Below are 16,084 nucleotides of genomic sequence, written 5' to 3' on the forward strand. Positions count from 1 at the left end.
AGAATCCTCAGATTGCGCGCCAAGTGATGCCAGCGGGGCATTCATCTGCCCTTGTCTCTCCCCGCTCCCCTTGGTACCCGGCTCATTTGTGATTGAGAACAAGAGACCCTTCATGGCCCAAGAACAAGCTCCCCGCCTCGAACCCCGTCTGTTCCATCCCCGCTACTGGGGTAGCTGGCTCGGCCTGTCCCTGCTCTGGCTGCTGGTGCTGCTGCCCTGGCGCAGCCAGATGTGGCTCGGCCGCCAGCTCGGCACCCTGGCTCGCAAGATATTGAAATCCCGCGTCAAGATTGCGCGCCGCAACCTGGAACTGGCCATGCCAGAGCTGAGCCGGGATCAGCGCGAGGCGCTGCTGTTGCAGAACTTCGAGAGCGTGGGTTGCGCCATCTTCGAGGTGGGCATGGCCTGGTTCTGGCCGGACTGGCGGATGCGCCGCCTGATGAAGGTGGAGGGGGAAGAACACGTCATCGCCGCCATCGAGAAGGGCCAGGGCATGCTGCTGCTCTCCTGCCACTTCCTCACCCTTGAACTCAACGCCCGCTGCTTCGGTCTGGTGCGACCCGGGGTCGGCGTTTACCGCCCCAACACCAACCCTGTGCTGGAGTATGCCCAGTATCACGGTCGCTGCGCCTCCAACAAATACCTGGTGGACAGGCTGGACGTGAAGGGGATGATCAAGGCCCTGCGCAACGGCGACGCCCTCTGGTACGCGCCGGATCACGACTATGGCGCCCACGCCAGCGTCTTCGTGCCCTACTTCGCGGTGGAACAGGCGGCCACCATCACGGGCACCGCCACCCTGGCCCGGGTGAAAAACACCGTCACTCTGCCCTGCTACAACATCCGCACCGCCACCGGCTATACCCTGCACATAGGGGCGCCGCTGGAGGACTACCCGAGCGGCGATGACGTGGCCGATGCCACCCGCGCCAACCGGGAAATCGAGGCCGCCGTGCGCCGTGCCCCCGAGCAGTACATGTGGCTGCACCGCCGCTTCAAGACCCGCCCCAACCCGGAGGACGCGGGTTTCTACTAAGCCTTCCCCCACGAAAAAGCCCTCGCAGTGCGAGGGCTTTTTGTTATCGGCCTGGGCTATCAGCGAACCAGGCGGTAGATGGCGTAGCCAGGGTGCTTGGCATCGCTCATCGGCAGGGTGGACTGATAGATCAGGTCCGCCCCCGCCAGTGCTTTCGCCTCATCCCGCGGGGAAGAGTAGAGCCGCACATCCACCCCGGCGGGCAGCGCCTTCATATGCCAGTTGCCGTTGGCCGCCGGGTTGAAGCCGGACGGGTTGTCCGCTGACTGGGACTTCAGGTACTGGGCGATGATCTCCCGCGTTTCGGAGGGATCTTCGTGGACTATGTTGCTGCCGTCGATCCCCGGGAAGTGACCGCCGCCGCTGGCGCGGTAGTTGTTGGTCACCACGTAGAACTTCTGGGCCGGGTCGATGGGCTGGCCGTTGAAGGTCAGGCCGCTGATGCGCTGGCCGTCGCTCACCTTGAGCCCTTCCTTGTTGTAGCGGGCGGGCTGGGTGATATCCACCTCGTAGCTGACCCCGTCGATGACGTCGAAGTTGTAGGTGGGGAAGTTCTCGTTCACCAGCCACTGTACCTCCGTCTTGGCGGCGTCGATCCGGTTGAACTGGCCGGCGCTCATCTCCAGCCACTCCTTGACGGTGGCGCCGTTCACCTCCACCACCTGCAGGGTGTTGGGGTAGATGTAGAGATCGGAGACGTTGCGCAGGGAGATGTTGCCCTGGGCCACATAGGTGAAATCATTGATGCCGTTGCGCCCGCCACGGAACGGCGCCGCCACCGAGAGGATCGGGTAGGACTCCTTGAGCAGGCCGTCCTTTTGCAGCTGCTCGGCATGCTGGCGCTGGGCATCGCTCACCAGTTGCACCGAGGGGTCATCCTGCACCAGGGCGAAGAAGCTGTGGATGGGGGAGGTGATCTTGCCAAGGGGCTCATCCAGCCAGAGATTGGTGGCGTCGTGATCCGCCTGCACCAGGTCCACCACCCGCTGATCCACGGCGCTGCCTTCGCTGGCATCTATCTTGCGCAGGCTGGCCTGGCTCTGCTTCACCCGCCATTTGCCATCCACCTGCTCCAGCTTGAGGTCGATGATGCCGAGGTGATTGCCCCAGTAACCGGGCATGACGGTGGGGATGCCGCTCAGGGTGCCGGCCTGGTTGTCCACCTCCGGCAAGTCCGGGAAGTCACCTGGGAAGTTCTTGTGGGCGTGGCCCAGCATCAGGGCGTCTATGCCCTTCACCTTGGCCAGGTGCCAGGCGGAGTTCTCCATCATGGCCTCGTAGCTGTTGGCGTTGATGCCGGTGTGAGCGACCACCACCACCAGGTCGGCCCCCTTGGCACGCAGCTCGGGCACGTAGTGGTTGGCGGTTTCCACCATGTCGGCCACCACCACCTTGCCCTCCAGGTGGCGCTTGTCCCACTGCAGCACCTGGGGCGGGGTCAGGCCGAGGATACCGACCTTGACGGTCTGCGACTGGCCCTTGTCATCCACCACCTTGCGCTCCAGCAGCAGGTAGGGGGTGAACTTGTTGCCGCTCCAGTCTATCTGTCCCTTGGCATCGCGCTTGAAGGCACCGGCCTCGAACACGTTGGCGTTCACATAGGGGAACTTGGCTCCCGCCAGCACCTTGCCGAGGTAGTCCAGCCCGTAGTTGAACTCGTGGTTACCGAGGTTGCCGGCGTCATAGCCGAGCTCGTTCATGGCCTTGAACACCGGGTGGGCCTGCTTGTCGAGGTAGCCGGCGCCGGACTGCTCGAAGATGTAGTCCGCCAGCGGCGTGCCCTGAATGAGGTCGCCGTTGTCGAGCAGCAGGTTGTTGGGGTTCTCGGCCCGGGCGGCCCGGATCAGCAGGGCGGTGCGGGAGAGGCCGAATTTGCGATCCTCCTTGTTCTGGTAGTAGTCATAGCCCAGCACGTTGGAGTGGATATCGGAGGTCTGGATGAGGCGCAGGGAGACGGCTCCCGGTTGCGCCTCGCTGTCGTTGTCACTGCTACAGGCAGACAACAGCACGATGGCTGCAATAGCACCCAGTTTCATAGTTTTATTCACTGTCTTTTCCCTTTTCTTATGAGTAACGCTTTACCAGCGCCGGGAATTTAACAGACGAATATGTCAGCACATGGAACCGGGACTCATTTTTATGAGGCCCGGCACAAAAATAGCGTCATGGGACGAGCAGGGCACCGATCGCCAGCTTGGCCGACAGCCCCAGCATGATGATACCGACAACAATATCAATGGCTTGCTGCACCTTTCCCCGGGCGAGCCAGGGGGAGAGGGCCGCCGCGCCGAACGCCAGGCTGTAGAACCAGACCAGGGAGGCCAGCATGGCTCCGGCGGCGAAGGCGGGTCTCAGCTCCTCGGCAAACTGGCTGCCGAAGGAGCCGAGCAGCATCAGGGTATCCAGATAGACATGGGGGTTGAGCAGGGTCACGCCCAGGGTCATGGCCAGCACGCTCTTGACCCCCATCAGCTGGGGAGAGTCTGCCATCCCCCCTCCTTGCCCGCGCCAGGCGCTGCGCAGGGAGCGCAGGCCGAACCAGCCGAGGAAGAGCACCCCGCCCCAAGTCAGCAGCGCCAACCCGATGGGGCTGGCCGCCAGCAAATTGGCACCGCCGAACACCCCTATCCCGATCAGCACGAGATCGCACAGGCAGCAGAGGGTGGCCGTCAGCAGGTGGTGGTTGCGATGGATGCCCCGGCTCAGCACGAAGGCATTCTGGGCTCCGATGGGGATGATCATGGCGAGGCCGAGGGTAAAGCCTTGCAGGGTAGTGGTAAACATGGGGAAGCGTTCCAATGGGGAGATGGACGGCACTATAGGGCCTGCCAAGCCATCAGAGAAATTTATTCATTTTCTGATGCATTAGCCATTCTGATAAGCCAGTGCCTTCCGCCATTCCCCTCCCCCTGTCAATAGCAGGATCTGACAATTGTGGCCCCCCCTCCCCAACCCGAGAATCAGCAGGGTTATTGCGCCAGGCAGGACAAAATGGCGTCAAGACGGGACAAAACGCAATCCGGCATCCCGCGACAACAAGGATTTCAGGACAGTGGTCTGCAGAGGTAAGGGTGAGCCCCATGAGAAGCCGAACGACAGCTTGTTGTCGCTCAGCCCAAGATCATTGCAGCAGCGAGGGGTAGTTGGTGACCACGACCTGCTCCAGATTGGGCAGCAGGATGCCGCTGCTCACCCCCTTGGCGATGGCCTGATAGCGGTTCATGGAGCCGGTCTTGCGGGTCACCTGATTGAGGTGGTAGTTCACGGTACGCTCCGTGATGCCGAGGATGCAGGCGATCTCGCTCGAGGTCTTGCCCTCGCTCGCCCAGAACAGGCACTCGGTCTCCCGGTCGGTCAGCGCCTCCCGATCCCCCTCATGCATGCTCTTGCGCACGATCCGGATCGCCGCCTCGAAGATGTAATTGGACATCCAGGAGAGGATGGGCGAGGACTCCAGCAGCAGATCGCTCGAGGCCCGCTCCGTGGTGATGAAGGAGAGAATGCCGTTCTCCCCCGCCGCCCCGTGCAAGGGGAAGGAGATGCCGTTGCGCAGGCCGAACTCCGCCGCCAGCCCCATCACATCCATGCTGCCCTCTTGCAGGAAGCGCGCCTTCTCGTCCAGCCGGTTCCAATAGATCGGCAAGGTCTGCCTACGTGCGAGCTGGATGATGGGATCACAGGCCAGCATGTTGTTGACCGTGTAGGCCTGTACCCAGGAGTCAGGGCATTGATTGAACAGCACCACCTTGGGCCTTTGCATGGACATGGGCAGGATGAGCGCAAAACGATAGTAGTCGTAGCCCATTCCCAGGGTGAAGCGGCCGATCAGCTCGGCCAGCCGATTGCCATCGGTCACCAGTGTGAAATGTTCCAGATACTCAAGCAGTTGGTCGCGTGTCATTAGGCTAGCCCCCCCTGGCCAAGGCTTTGGATTATAGCGCCGAAACATGAAATGGAGAGACATGAATGCTTGTTTTCAAAGGAAAAATAAAAGAACACCCCAAATGGGAGGTCGAAAACGAGCTTTATCGCTTTCGCAAGCGAGTCTTCTCCGATCGGCTCGGCTGGGATGTGGAAGCCCACAAGGGGCTGGAGCGGGACAGTTTTGACAAACCGGACACCCACTGGGTACTGATCGAAGACGAGCAAGGGCTGTGCGGCTGCATCCGGCTGCTCAGTTGCGCCCAGGACTACATGCTGCCCAGCATCTTCCCCTGCGCCCTCGCCGGCGAGATGGCCCCCCGCGGCCCCGAGGTGTGGGAGCTGACCCGGCTCGCCATCGATGCCAGCCGGGCTCCCCAGCTCGACAACGGCATCAGCGAGCTGACCTGCGTCATCTTCCGCGAGGTCTATGCCTTCGCCAGGGAGCAGGGGATCCGGGAACTGGTCGCCGTGGTCAGCCTGCCGGTGGAGCGCATCTTCCGCCGCCTCGGCCTCCCCATCGAACGCCTCGGCCACCGCCAGGCGGTGGATCTGGGGGCGGTGCGCGGGGTCGGCATCCGCTTCCTGCTGGACGAGCGTTTCGAGCTCGCCGTCAACCGGCCGCTGCGGGGCCACTATGCCCGGGCCGGCGAGTTGCTCGGCACGCCCTGAGTCCATCCTTTCCAAACGAGAGCCGGGCAGTCATCCCCTCGCCCCATAAAAAAGTCCCGGGACAGGGCCCGGGACCAAAACTCTCGCTATGGCCCGTTTCCACCCCATGCAAAAACGGACCGAGTGAGTATCTAATGAATCTCATTCACCCGCTACTGTCACTTATCACAGTGACCGACCTCACCCCCTCCTGGCTTCCGGAATGCTGTCAGGACCCCTTCGCCTTGTTGCCAACCCCAGGGTTCAGTAGCATATTTTCTGGAATCCAAACATTCATAAGGAATGCTGATGAAGGCACTGGACTACAAGCTGCTGCTGGCGCTGGACGCCGTGATGGAGGAGCAGAATTTCGAGCGGGCCGCCCAGCGCCTGCACCTCACCCAGTCCGCCATCTCCCAGCGCATCAAGCAGCTGGAGCAGCAGTTCGCCGAGCCGCTGATCATCCGCAGCCAGCCCCTGCGGGCCACCGAGCTCGGCCAGAAGTTGCTGGCCCACTATCGTCAGGTACGCCAGCTGGAGCTGGAGCTGGCCGGCGAGCTCTCCCCGGACGAGCCCCAGGCGCCGGTGCGGGTCAGCATCGCCATCAACGCCGACAGCCTGGCCACCTGGTTCCTGCCCGCCCTCGGCCCCCTGCTTGAGCAGCATCCCATCGAGCTGAACCTGCTGGTGGATGACGAGAGCCGCACCCTCGACAAGGTGCGCGAGGGCCAGGCGTTCGGCGCCGTCAGCCTGCAGCCCCAGCCGCTCGCCGGTTGCTGCGTCGACGAGCTCGGCGAGATGCGCTACCTGCTGACCGCGAGCCCCGCCTTCGTCGCCCGCCACTTCCCCCAGGGGCTCACGCCTGCGGCGCTCGCCAAGGCGCCGGCGGTGGCCTTCGATCAGCGGGACGACATGCACGTGAGCTTCATGGCCCGCCACTTCGATCTGAAACCCGGCGGCTACCCCTGCCACACGGTGCGCTCCTCCGAGGCCTTCGTCGCCATGGCCGAGCAGGGGCTGGCCTGCTGCCTCATCCCCGAGCTGCAGATCCGTCGCCAGCTGGCAGAGGGGAGCCTGCTCGATCTCTGCCCGGACCATCACCTGGTAGAGCGGCTCTATTGGCACCGCTGGGTGCTGGAGCGGGGGCTGCACAAACGGATCTCCTCGCGCCTGATCCAGCAGGGTCGCCGGGCACTGCAACCCCGCTGAGCGGGCCATTCACCTTGGCTTTGGAGGGGTAAAAACGTATAGTGCTGGGCGATTCTTCATCGGTTTCCACTCAGGTTCCTCACTTATGTTTCAAGACAATCCGCTGCTGGCCCAGCTCAAGCAACAAATCCGCGAGAACATCCCCAAGAAAGAGGGTGTGATCCGCGCCTCCGATCGGGGCTTCGGCTTCCTGGAGGTCGATGAGAAGACCAGCTATTTCGTGCCGCCTCCCTACATGAAGAAGGTGATGCACGGTGACCGGGTGAGCGCCCTGATCCGGACCGAGAAAGAGAAGGAAGTGGCCGAGCCGGATGCCCTGCTGGAGCAGGCGGTGACCCGCTTCGTCGGCCGCGTGAAGATGTTCCGCGATCGCCTCAACGTGGTGCCGGATCACCCCCTCATCAAGGACGCCATCAAGGCCCGCGCCAAGAAGGGTCTGGACGAGAAATCCTTCAAGGAAGGGGACTGGGTGGTCGCGACCCTCAAGCGCCACGCCCTGGTGGACGGCAACTTCTCCGCCGAGATCACCCAGCTCATCGCCGACAAGGACGATCACAACGTGCCCTGGTGGGTGGTGCTGGCGCGCCACAACCTGGCCCAGATCGAGCCGGCCGATCTGCCGGAGTGGAAGGTGATCGAGGAAGAGGAGCTGCCCCGCACCGACCTGACCTCTACCCCCTTCTTCACCATCGACGGAGCCAAGACCAAGGACATGGATGACGCCCTGGCCATCCGCAAGCTGGACAACGGCTGGGAGCTGCTGGTGGCCATCGCCGATCCGACCGCCTACGTCGCCGAGGGCAGCGAGCTGGACCAGGAAGCCGCCAAGCGCGCCTTCACCGTCTACATGCCGGGCCGCAACGTGCCCATGATCCCGCGCACCCTCTCAGACGAGCTCTGCTCCCTGAAAGAGGGCGAGGAGCGCAACACCCTGTGCGCCCGTCTGCTGGTGGCCGAGGATGGCCTGTTGCTGGAGGAGACCGAATTCTTCGCCGCCCGCATCGTCTCCCACGCCCGTCTCTCCTATGACGACGTATCCGACTGGGCCGAGCATGGCAAGGAGCTCAGCATAGACGCGGGCGTCCTGGCCCAGCTGCCGCTGATGAAGGCCATGACGGAGGCGCGCATCAAGTGGCGCACCGAGCACGCCCTGGTGTTCCCGGATCGCCCCGACTACGACTTCGAACTCGGTGAGAACGGTGAAGTGCTGGCGATCCACGTCGAGCCGCGCCGCATCGCCAACCGCATGGTGGAAGAGTCGATGATCGCCGCCAACATCTGCGCCGGCCGTGTGCTCGGCAAGCAGGTGGGTTACGGCATCTTCAACGTCCACACCGGTTTTGACGAGGAGTCGCTGGACGGCGCCATCGAGCTGCTCAAGACAGCCGAAGCCCCGTTCGAGAAGGAAGAGATCGCCAGCCTGTCCGGCTTCTGCGCCCTGCGCCGCTGGATAGACAACCTGGATACCCGCTGGCTGGACGGCAAGATCCGCCGCTTCCAGAGCTATGCGCTCATGTCCTCCGAGCCGGGCGCCCACTACGGCCTGGGGCTGGATGCCTATGCCACCTGGACTTCCCCGATCCGCAAATACGGCGACATGGTCAACCATCGTCTGCTGAAAGCCGTCATCGCCGGCAAGACTCCGGGCCCGCGCCCGAGCACAGAGCTGACCGAGCACCTGACCGCCTGCCGCCGCCTGCACCGCATGGTGGAGCGCGACATCGGCGACTGGCTCTATGTCCGTTACCTGATGTCTGCCGCCGGCACCGATCAGGTGTTCAACGCCGAGATCATCGACGTGATGCGCGCCGGCCTCAAGCTGCGCCTGCGGGAGAATGGCGCCGTTGTCTTCATGCCCGCCCGCCACATCCTGGACAACAAGGACAGGCTGGAGTGCAACTGGGACAATGGCCGCGTCTACCTGGACAAGACAGAGGTGGTCTACGAACTCGGCCAGGTCATCGAGGTCAAGCTGACCGAGGCGGTAGAAGAAACCCGCTCCCTCATCGCCAAACCGGCGGTGGATCTGGTGCCGGGCCCGGCCCCTGTGGCGCCGGTCGTCGACGCCGAGACCCCGGCCGAACCGGCACCCAAGGCGGAATAAATCCCCACTCCTCAAAGGCCCGCCTCCGTGCGGGCCTTTTTCATGGGCGTGCCACGGCTTCACGCACCTCCCCTGATACCCTCGACCGTAATCCCCTGAGGCCCCCGCTCGGGCAAGGCATGCTCGGATAACGCCCTGAAAACCTGAAACTGGGTTACAGATCGGGATGATTCATCGGTCAGTTAATGGAGATGTCGGATTATTCATCGTTGCTCCCCCCGGATCTCGCCCCGCCAACAAAGCTCCAATTGAATTCAAATTCACGATTCGTGATCACCGTCACATTGACACCGCCTCCCACCAGACCAAAAAACGAGAGGTAAATCACGATAAAACATCATTCGCAGCAGAAAAGAATGAAAAGTAGCCAAAAAACAGTTCCGAATCGTGATTGAGATCACTCATCGGGGAGGGGGGGGAGAGGGGTATTTGAGAGGCACATCACAAGACGCCCCGTTTTCAGCCTAATTTGATCGCAAGCTGGTAGATTGAAGTTGCTTAGACGACCGGGATGGGGGTTCGGCAAAACCCACCACTCCGACTACCACTCTTAATCAAACAGGCTTAAAACGGGGTCCCGACATGTTATCACCGGATACCAAAGTCAAGATACAGAATTTTGGACGCTTCCTGTCCAATATGGTCATGCCCAACATAGGCGCCTTCATCGCCTGGGGCTTCATCACCGCCCTCTTCATCCCCACCGGCTGGCTGCCGAACGAGACGCTGGCCAAGCTGGTCGGTCCCATGATCACCTATCTGCTGCCGCTGCTCATCGGCTACACAGGCGGCAAGCTGATCGGGGGTGAGCGCGGGGCCGTGGTCGGCGCCATCACCACCATGGGCGTCATCGTCGGTACCGACATCCCCATGTTCATGGGTGCCATGATGGTCGGCCCCCTCGGAGGCTGGGCCATCAAGCGCTTCGACAAGGCGATGGAGGGTCGAGTCAAGAGCGGCTTCGAGATGCTGGTCAACAACTTCTCCGCCGGCATCATCGGCATGTTGTGCGCCATCCTCGCCTTCTTCGTGATCGGTCCCTTCGTCAAGGTGCTCTCCGGCGCCCTGGCCGGTGGTGTCGACTTCCTGGTCGCCCACAGCCTGCTGCCGCTGACCTCCATCTTCGTCGAGCCGGCCAAGATCCTGTTCCTGAACAACGCCATCAACCACGGCATCTTCTCGCCGCTCGGTATCCAGCAGGCCACCGAACAGGGCCGCTCCATCTTCTTCCTGATCGAAGCGAACCCGGGCCCGGGCCTCGGCGTGTTGCTGGCCTACATGGTGTTCGGCCGCGGCAATGCCAAGCAGTCCGCCGCCGGTGCCTCCATCATTCACTTCTTCGGCGGCATCCACGAGATCTACTTCCCCTACGTGCTGATGAACCCGCGCCTCATCCTGGCGGTGATCGCCGGTGGCATGACGGGGGTGTTCACCCTGACCCTGTTCAACGCAGGTCTGGTCTCCCCCGCCTCACCGGGTTCCATCTTCGCCGTGCTGTTGATGACACCGAAAGCCTCCCTCATCGGGGTGCTGCTCTCCATCGTCGCCTCCACCACCGTCTCCTTCCTGGTCGCCGCCGTCTTCGTCCGCGCCCAGCAACCGGAGGCCGATGAAGCCGACGCCCTGGGTGAAGCGACCCGCAAGATGAAATCCATGAAGGGGGCCAAGCCCGAAGCCACGGCGGCCAAGAAACCGGGTGGCGAGCTGATGGCGGTACGCAACATCGTGGTCGCCTGCGATGCGGGCATGGGCTCCAGCGCCATGGGCGCCGGCATGCTGCGCAAGCGAGTAGAGGCCGCGGGTCTCGACATCAGCGTGACCAACCGCGCCATCAACAGCCTGGACGATCAGGTGGATCTGGTCATCACCCACAAGGATCTGACCGACCGTGCCCGTCGCCATGCGCCCCACGCCCAGCATATCTCCCTCTCCAACTTCCTCGACAACGCGCTCTATCAGGAACTGGTGCAGAACCTGAGCCTGGCCAGAGCCGCCAACGACGACGTGGCCAACCCGCACCTGCTGGTGGCGGCCAACGACGACAGCTACGAGCCGCAGGCGAGCGAGGTCTTCACCCTGAGCCTGCAGGACGTGCACCTCGGCCTCAAAGCCGACAACAAGGAGGCCGCCATCCTGGCCGCCGGCAAGCTGCTGGCCGAGCGTGGCTACGTGGCGCCGGACTACGTCAACGCCATGCTGGAGCGCGAGCAGCTGGTCTCCACCTATCTCGGTGAGTCCATCGCCGTGCCCCACGGCACCATAGCCGCCAAGGAGCACGTGAAGCGCACCGGCATCGTCATCTGCCAGTACCCGGCCGGCGTGCCCTTCGGTGAGTCCGCCGACGAGGTGGCACGGCTGGTGATTGGCATCGCCGCCCGCAACGACGAACACATTCAGGTAATAACCAAGCTGACCAATGCACTGGATGAACCGGGTCTCATCGACCGGTTGGCCAGCACGCAGGATCCCCAGGAGTTCCTGGATCTGCTGGGTTCCGAACAGGCCGCATAAGTCTTCATCGTCTTTGGTTGTAGAGGTTAATATCATGAAAACATTGCATTTTGGTGCCGGCAACATAGGTCGCGGCTTCATCGGTAAACTGCTGGCCGACGCCAGCCACCAGGTCACCTTCGCCGACGTCAACGAGACCCTGATCGATCAGCTCAACCACCGCCAGGAGTACAAGGTGCTGGTGGTGGGCACGGATCAGAAGCTGGACGTGGTGCGCAACGTGGCCGCCGTCAGCTCAGCCGGGCAGGAGGTGATCGACCGTATCGTCACCGCGGATCTGGTGACCACGGCGGTGGGGCCGAACATCTTGGACAAGATTGCCAGCACCCTGGCCAAGGGGCTGCAGGCCCGCTTCGATGCCGGCAACCAGACCCCCCTCAACGTCATCGCCTGCGAGAACATGGTGCGCGGCACCAGCCATCTCAAGCAGGAGGTACTCAAGTACCTGCCGGTCGAGTATCATCCCCGGCTCGAGTCCTGCATCGGCTTCGTCGACTCGGCGGTGGATCGCATAGTGCCCCCGGCCGCGGCCAACGACGACCCGCTGGAGGTAACTGTGGAGAGCTTCAGCGAGTGGATCGTCGACCAGACCCAGTTCAAGGGCGAGCTGCCCAAGGTCGCGGGCATGGAGACGACCGACAACCTGATGGCCTTCGTCGAGCGCAAGCTGTTCACCCTCAACACCGGCCACATCGTCACCGCCTACCTCGGCAAGCTGAGGGGTTACCAGACGGTGCGGGAAGCCATCGAGGATCCGCTCATTCGCAGCAAGGTGCGCCGGGCCATGGAGGAGAGCGGTGCCGTGCTGGTGCAGCGTTACAGCTTCGATCCACGGCTCCATACCGCCTATATCGAGAAGATCCTGGCCCGCTTCGCGAACCCCTATCTGGTGGACGAGATCGACCGGGTCGGCCGCCAACCGCTGCGCAAGCTGGCGGCGGGGGACAGGCTGGTGAAGCCCCTGCTCGGCACTCTGGAGTACGGCCTGCCGAGCGATCATCTGCAGGAGGGCATAGCGGCGGCGCTGCATTATCGCAATGCCGATGATCCTCAGGCGGTGGAGCTGCAGGCCATGCTGGCGGAGCTGGGCCCGGCCCAGACGCTGGCAACAGTGACTGGCCTGGACGCAGACAGCGAGATCGTTGCCGCCATTGTCGCTCGCTATCAGGCCCTGTGAGGACCCACAGGCGGCATCCTGGCCTGCCCATCGCGGGTGGCCAGGATGCCCCCAAGTTAAAAACCGGGAGAGAGCCTGGCTCTCTCCCAGTCAGCTGGACCCCAAGTACCTATGACCACACACCAGGAAGATGAAGTACTGGAGCGACTGAACGAGCAGGATGGCCCCCGCGGCTTCTTCCTCGAGGTCGTGTCCATCCTGGAAGAGGCGGTCGACTCCCTGATGCGGCGCGCGTTCCGCCAGGAGGAGTATGCCGTCAAATACGCCATCGAACCCCTGCTCAACCAGAGCGGCCCCCTCGGCCAGCTGGAGGTGCGCCTCAAGCTCATCTTCGCCCTCGGCCTCATCTCCCTCGAGCACTATCAGGACATCGAGGCCTACATGAAGATCCGCGATTTCCTGGTGCGCGATCCCAAGGATTACCGCTTCAGCGACAAACCCGTTCGCGACCTGCTCGATCGTCTCCATGGCATCAACCAGGCGAGCATGATGCCGCAGGATCCCCCGGCCAACGAGGAAGACTGGCCCCTCTACCAGATGCAGCTGAACCGGCTCGATCAGATGGTGCGCTCTGCCCTGGTGCTGGCGGTGACCGATTGCGTCACCGAGCTTCACAAGGAGAGCCCCATCTAGTCGCACCCACCCGGCCATGGCTTCCCCACAGACCGATTGGAACATGGGCCCCTCCCCCCTGTTCCAATCGGATGTTTTTTTAACCCCCTTCCCCGCTACACTACTCCCAACCCCATCACCTGCCCGAGGTTGGCATGATCGCACTCTCCCTGGCGGGGATCGCCCTGATCTCCCTGTTGGCCCAGTGGCTGGCCTGGTCCCTGCGGGTGCCGGCCATCCTCTTCCTGCTGCTGAGCGGCCTGCTGCTCGGCCCCGTGACAGGGATGCTCGACCCGGATGCCCTGCTCGGGGATCTGTTGTTCCCCCTGGTCTCCCTGTCGGTGGCCATCATACTGTTCGAGGGGGCGCTGACCCTGCACCTGGCCGAACTCAAGGGGATCGGCAAGGTGGTGCGCAACCTCTGCTCCATCGGCATGCTGGCCAGCTTCGCGGTGATAGGGGGGGCCAGCTACTTCCTGCTGGGGCTGGACTGGCGGGTCGCCATGGTACTCGGCGCCGTGCTGGTGGTGACCGGGCCCACCGTGGTCGCCCCCATGCTCAACGTGATCCGGCCGGTGCGGGAGGTGGACAAGATATTGCGCTGGGAGGGGATAGTCATCGATCCCATCGGCGCCCTGTTTGCGGTGCTGGTGTTCGAGGCGGTGCGCCTCGGCAGCCAGAGCGACGTGCTCGGCCACACCCTGCTGGCGCTGGCCAAGACGGTGGGGGTCGGTACTCTGATCGGGGTGGCCGCCGGCTGGCTCACCACCCTGCTCATCCGCAAGGACTGGCTGCCGGTCAGCCTGCACAAGTTCGGTGTGCTGGCGCTGGTGCTGGTCACCTTCACCCTGTCTGACTGGCTCAGCCACGAATCCGGCCTGCTGGCGGTCACCGTCTTCGGCATCTGGCTCGCCAATCAGGAGGGGCTGGATCTGGAGGAGGTGCTGGCGTTCAAGGAGGATCTCGCCGTCATCCTCATCTCCTCCCTGTTCATTCTGCTGGCGGCCAGGCTCGACCTGGCGCAGCTGTGGCAACTCGGGCCCATGGTGCTGCTCCTGCTGTGCGTGGTGCAGTTTGTGGCTCGCCCGCTCTGCATCCTGGTGTCGACCCTTGGGTCGGAACTTCCCTGGCGCGCCCGCGCCCTGCTCGGCTGGATCGCCCCTCGCGGCATAGTGGCGGCGGCGGTGAGCGCCTCCTTCGCCATCAGCCTGCACGAGGCGGGCATTGCGGATGCCGACAAGCTGGTGCCCCTGGTGTTCGCCGTCATCATCTTTACCGTGGTGCTGCAGAGCCTCACCTCGGCCCCCCTGGCCAGCCTGCTCGGCATGCGTCAAAGCGCCCCCAATGTCTGGCTGCTGATCGGGGCCAACTCGGTGGCCCGCGCCATCGCCAAGGCGCTGGCGGATCAGGGGATCCCGGTGCAGCTGTCCGATCCCGCCTGGGAGCACTGCAAGCTGGCACGCATGAGCAACCTGCCCTGCTACTTCGGCAATCCGCAGTCGGAACAGGCCGAGCTGCACCTGCCCCTCACCAGCATCAGCACTGTGTTGGCCCTCTCCCCCAACCGCCACAACAATGCCCTCGGCGTGCTGCACTTCGCCCATCTCTACGGGGAGGATAAGGTCTATTCCCTGCGATCCAGCGAACAGCACGGCAAGGCGAACCGGGAGAGCGCCACCTTCCGCGCCCGCCAGAACCTGTTCGGGGCCGAGATGAACTTCGCCCGCCTTAGCGGTCTGCTCAGCCGGGGAGGACAGATCAAGGCGACCCGGCTGCGGGAGGCCTTCGACTGGCGCCAGTATCAGGCGGCCAATCCCGGTGCCATACCGCTGTTCCTGCTCGACGCCAAGGGGCAGCCCCGGGTGGTTACCGGCCCCATCCAGCCTCAGGCCGGCGAGCTGGTGATCGCCCTGCAACCGCCCCGGGAGGTACCCGGCCAGGATGTGGGCAAGGAGCCCGAGCAATAAGGATCAACAACACCCAAGACAGGATCTCGTGCCGCACCGGCAACTAGACTGAAGGTGAGTGTCATCGGTCATAGGAGGATGTCATGACGGTCACCGAATTGCGGGCATTGCATCAGCAGCAGCGGTTCAAGGAGGCGGAGATCCTGCACGACGTGGTATCGCCCGGCTGGATCGTGGAGTTTCGCGGTCAGGATGGTCGCCTGTACGAGATGACGGACACCCTGGGGTGTCCGGTGAGCTTCTCCTCCGCCGAGGAGGCCCGCGACCATATCCACCGGGTGGCCGATTGCCCGGTACAGGTCGAGCACCTCTACCACTTCTTCGAACGCTGAGTCAGTCTGCCCATGAAAAAAGCTCCCTCGGGAGCTTTTTTCATTCTGGCTGCAGCGGCACGGCTTCCCTCTCCTCCAGCTTCCTGACCGGTTTTTGCAGGATCAGGTTCGCCGGATAGGTGACCATGTCACCGTTGTCGTCCCGCACCCGCACATAGAAGAGACCGATTTCGGTGATGACCCCTGTCACCGAGTCATCCTTGTCGAGGATGCGGATCCGGTCGCCAATCTTGTAGGGGAAGGCGAAGAAGATGGTGATGCTGGCGGTGATGTTGGAAAGGATCGACCACTGAGCCACCATGGCGACGCCGAGCACGGCGAAGAAGGAGGAGGCGAGCACCACCAGACGGGAGAAGTCGAGCCCCCAGACCCCGGCCAGGATCAGCAGGGTCGCACACCCCAGCAGGAAGTGGAACACATGCTCCACGTAGAGCACCCGGTTCTCGCTCACCTGCTTGGTCTTGGCCAGGGCCAGCAGACTCTTGTGGATAAGTCCGCGAATGAGGGTATGGCCCAGCAACAGCAGCAGGGTCACGCCAAAAGATTCCCATGTCGTCATCTGCG

13 protein-coding genes are annotated in these 16,084 nt (G+C 63.2%); 9 read left to right on the forward strand and 4 right to left on the reverse strand.

The annotated features are described in order from the left end of the window. Positions 1 to 112 precede the first annotated feature (112 nt). On the forward strand, positions 113 to 1,036 hold the full coding sequence (gene lpxL, locus ACRCYW_RS19160) for an LpxL/LpxP family Kdo(2)-lipid IV(A) lauroyl/palmitoleoyl acyltransferase (RefSeq protein WP_438551590.1): 924 nt from the start codon (positions 113 to 115) through the stop codon (positions 1,034 to 1,036). Positions 1,037 to 1,095: 59 nt separating this feature from the next. Here the strand turns inward: lpxL and ACRCYW_RS19165 are convergent, their stop codons facing one another. The 3 genes from ACRCYW_RS19165 to ACRCYW_RS19175 all read right to left on the reverse strand — a co-directional run bounded on the left by ACRCYW_RS19165 (position 1,096) and on the right by ACRCYW_RS19175 (position 4,937). Further along, positions 1,096 to 3,072, reverse strand: a complete 1,977-nt coding sequence (locus ACRCYW_RS19165) for a bifunctional 2',3'-cyclic-nucleotide 2'-phosphodiesterase/3'-nucleotidase (RefSeq protein ID WP_438551591.1) — start codon at positions 3,070 to 3,072, stop codon at positions 1,096 to 1,098. Between the two features lie 127 nt (positions 3,073 to 3,199). Further along, entirely contained in the window at positions 3,200 to 3,820 is a 621-nt protein-coding gene (gene lysE / locus ACRCYW_RS19170) for an L-lysine exporter (RefSeq protein WP_438551592.1), read from the reverse strand. Positions 3,821 to 4,157: 337 nt separating this feature from the next. Beyond that, positions 4,158 to 4,937, reverse strand: a complete 780-nt coding sequence (locus tag ACRCYW_RS19175; RefSeq protein ID WP_438551593.1) for a LuxR family transcriptional regulator — start codon at positions 4,935 to 4,937, stop codon at positions 4,158 to 4,160. Between the two features lie 65 nt (positions 4,938 to 5,002). Here ACRCYW_RS19175 and ACRCYW_RS19180 point away from each other — a divergent pair, with 65 nt between their 5' ends. From ACRCYW_RS19180 to ACRCYW_RS19215, 8 genes are all read left to right on the forward strand, one after another. Further along, on the forward strand, positions 5,003 to 5,629 hold the full coding sequence (locus ACRCYW_RS19180) for an acyl-homoserine-lactone synthase (protein ID WP_438551594.1): 627 nt from the start codon (positions 5,003 to 5,005) through the stop codon (positions 5,627 to 5,629). Between the two features lie 288 nt (positions 5,630 to 5,917). Further along, positions 5,918 to 6,817 (forward strand): LysR family transcriptional regulator ArgP, encoded by a 900-nt coding sequence (locus ACRCYW_RS19185; protein ID WP_438551595.1) that lies wholly within the window; start codon positions 5,918 to 5,920, stop codon positions 6,815 to 6,817. Between the two features lie 85 nt (positions 6,818 to 6,902). Further along, positions 6,903 to 8,921, forward strand: coding sequence for an exoribonuclease II (locus tag ACRCYW_RS19190; protein WP_438551596.1), 2,019 nt, complete (start codon positions 6,903 to 6,905; stop codon positions 8,919 to 8,921). A gap of 582 nt (positions 8,922 to 9,503) precedes the next feature. Next, on the forward strand, positions 9,504 to 11,432 hold the full coding sequence (locus ACRCYW_RS19195) for a PTS mannitol transporter subunit IICBA (RefSeq protein ID WP_438551597.1): 1,929 nt from the start codon (positions 9,504 to 9,506) through the stop codon (positions 11,430 to 11,432). A gap of 34 nt (positions 11,433 to 11,466) precedes the next feature. After that, positions 11,467 to 12,609, forward strand: coding sequence for a mannitol-1-phosphate 5-dehydrogenase (locus ACRCYW_RS19200; RefSeq protein WP_438551598.1), 1,143 nt, complete (start codon positions 11,467 to 11,469; stop codon positions 12,607 to 12,609). A 111-nt stretch (positions 12,610 to 12,720) separates the two neighbouring features. After that, complete coding sequence (locus ACRCYW_RS19205; protein WP_438551599.1) at positions 12,721 to 13,242, forward strand: MltR family transcriptional regulator; 522 nt, start codon at positions 12,721 to 12,723, stop codon at positions 13,240 to 13,242. Between the two features lie 134 nt (positions 13,243 to 13,376). Next, the gene (locus tag ACRCYW_RS19210; RefSeq protein WP_438551600.1) at positions 13,377 to 15,188 is read left to right on the forward strand and encodes a cation:proton antiporter; all 1,812 of its coding nucleotides are present in this window, start codon (positions 13,377 to 13,379) and stop codon (positions 15,186 to 15,188) included. 83 nt (positions 15,189 to 15,271) lie between these two features. Beyond that, positions 15,272 to 15,520, forward strand: coding sequence for a hypothetical protein (locus ACRCYW_RS19215; protein ID WP_438551601.1), 249 nt, complete (start codon positions 15,272 to 15,274; stop codon positions 15,518 to 15,520). 40 nt (positions 15,521 to 15,560) lie between these two features. On the opposite strand, the gene ACRCYW_RS19220 is transcribed toward ACRCYW_RS19215, so the two are convergent. Next, the gene (locus tag ACRCYW_RS19220) at positions 15,561 to 16,079 is read right to left on the reverse strand and encodes a mechanosensitive ion channel domain-containing protein (RefSeq protein WP_438551602.1); all 519 of its coding nucleotides are present in this window, start codon (positions 16,077 to 16,079) and stop codon (positions 15,561 to 15,563) included. Between the last annotated feature and the right edge of the window lie 5 nt (positions 16,080 to 16,084).

The sequence above is a fragment of the Aeromonas sp. genome, from assembly GCF_051657805.1.
Lineage (GTDB): Bacteria > Pseudomonadota > Gammaproteobacteria > Enterobacterales > Aeromonadaceae > Aeromonas.

Coding starts and splice junctions, on each gene's coding strand:
- lpxL (WP_438551590.1), top strand. CDS start 113: ATGGCCCAAGAACAAGCTCCCCGCCTCGAACCCCGTCTGTTCCATCCC.
- ACRCYW_RS19165 (WP_438551591.1), bottom strand. CDS start 3,072: ATGAAACTGGGTGCTATTGCAGCCATCGTGCTGTTGTCTGCCTGTAGC.
- lysE (WP_438551592.1), bottom strand. CDS start 3,820: ATGTTTACCACTACCCTGCAAGGCTTTACCCTCGGCCTCGCCATGATC.
- ACRCYW_RS19175 (WP_438551593.1), bottom strand. CDS start 4,937: ATGACACGCGACCAACTGCTTGAGTATCTGGAACATTTCACACTGGTG.
- ACRCYW_RS19180 (WP_438551594.1), top strand. CDS start 5,003: ATGCTTGTTTTCAAAGGAAAAATAAAAGAACACCCCAAATGGGAGGTC.
- ACRCYW_RS19185 (WP_438551595.1), top strand. CDS start 5,918: ATGAAGGCACTGGACTACAAGCTGCTGCTGGCGCTGGACGCCGTGATG.
- ACRCYW_RS19190 (WP_438551596.1), top strand. CDS start 6,903: ATGTTTCAAGACAATCCGCTGCTGGCCCAGCTCAAGCAACAAATCCGC.
- ACRCYW_RS19195 (WP_438551597.1), top strand. CDS start 9,504: ATGTTATCACCGGATACCAAAGTCAAGATACAGAATTTTGGACGCTTC.
- ACRCYW_RS19200 (WP_438551598.1), top strand. CDS start 11,467: ATGAAAACATTGCATTTTGGTGCCGGCAACATAGGTCGCGGCTTCATC.
- ACRCYW_RS19205 (WP_438551599.1), top strand. CDS start 12,721: ATGACCACACACCAGGAAGATGAAGTACTGGAGCGACTGAACGAGCAG.
- ACRCYW_RS19210 (WP_438551600.1), top strand. CDS start 13,377: ATGATCGCACTCTCCCTGGCGGGGATCGCCCTGATCTCCCTGTTGGCC.
- ACRCYW_RS19215 (WP_438551601.1), top strand. CDS start 15,272: ATGACGGTCACCGAATTGCGGGCATTGCATCAGCAGCAGCGGTTCAAG.
- ACRCYW_RS19220 (WP_438551602.1), bottom strand. CDS start 16,079: ATGACGACATGGGAATCTTTTGGCGTGACCCTGCTGCTGTTGCTGGGC.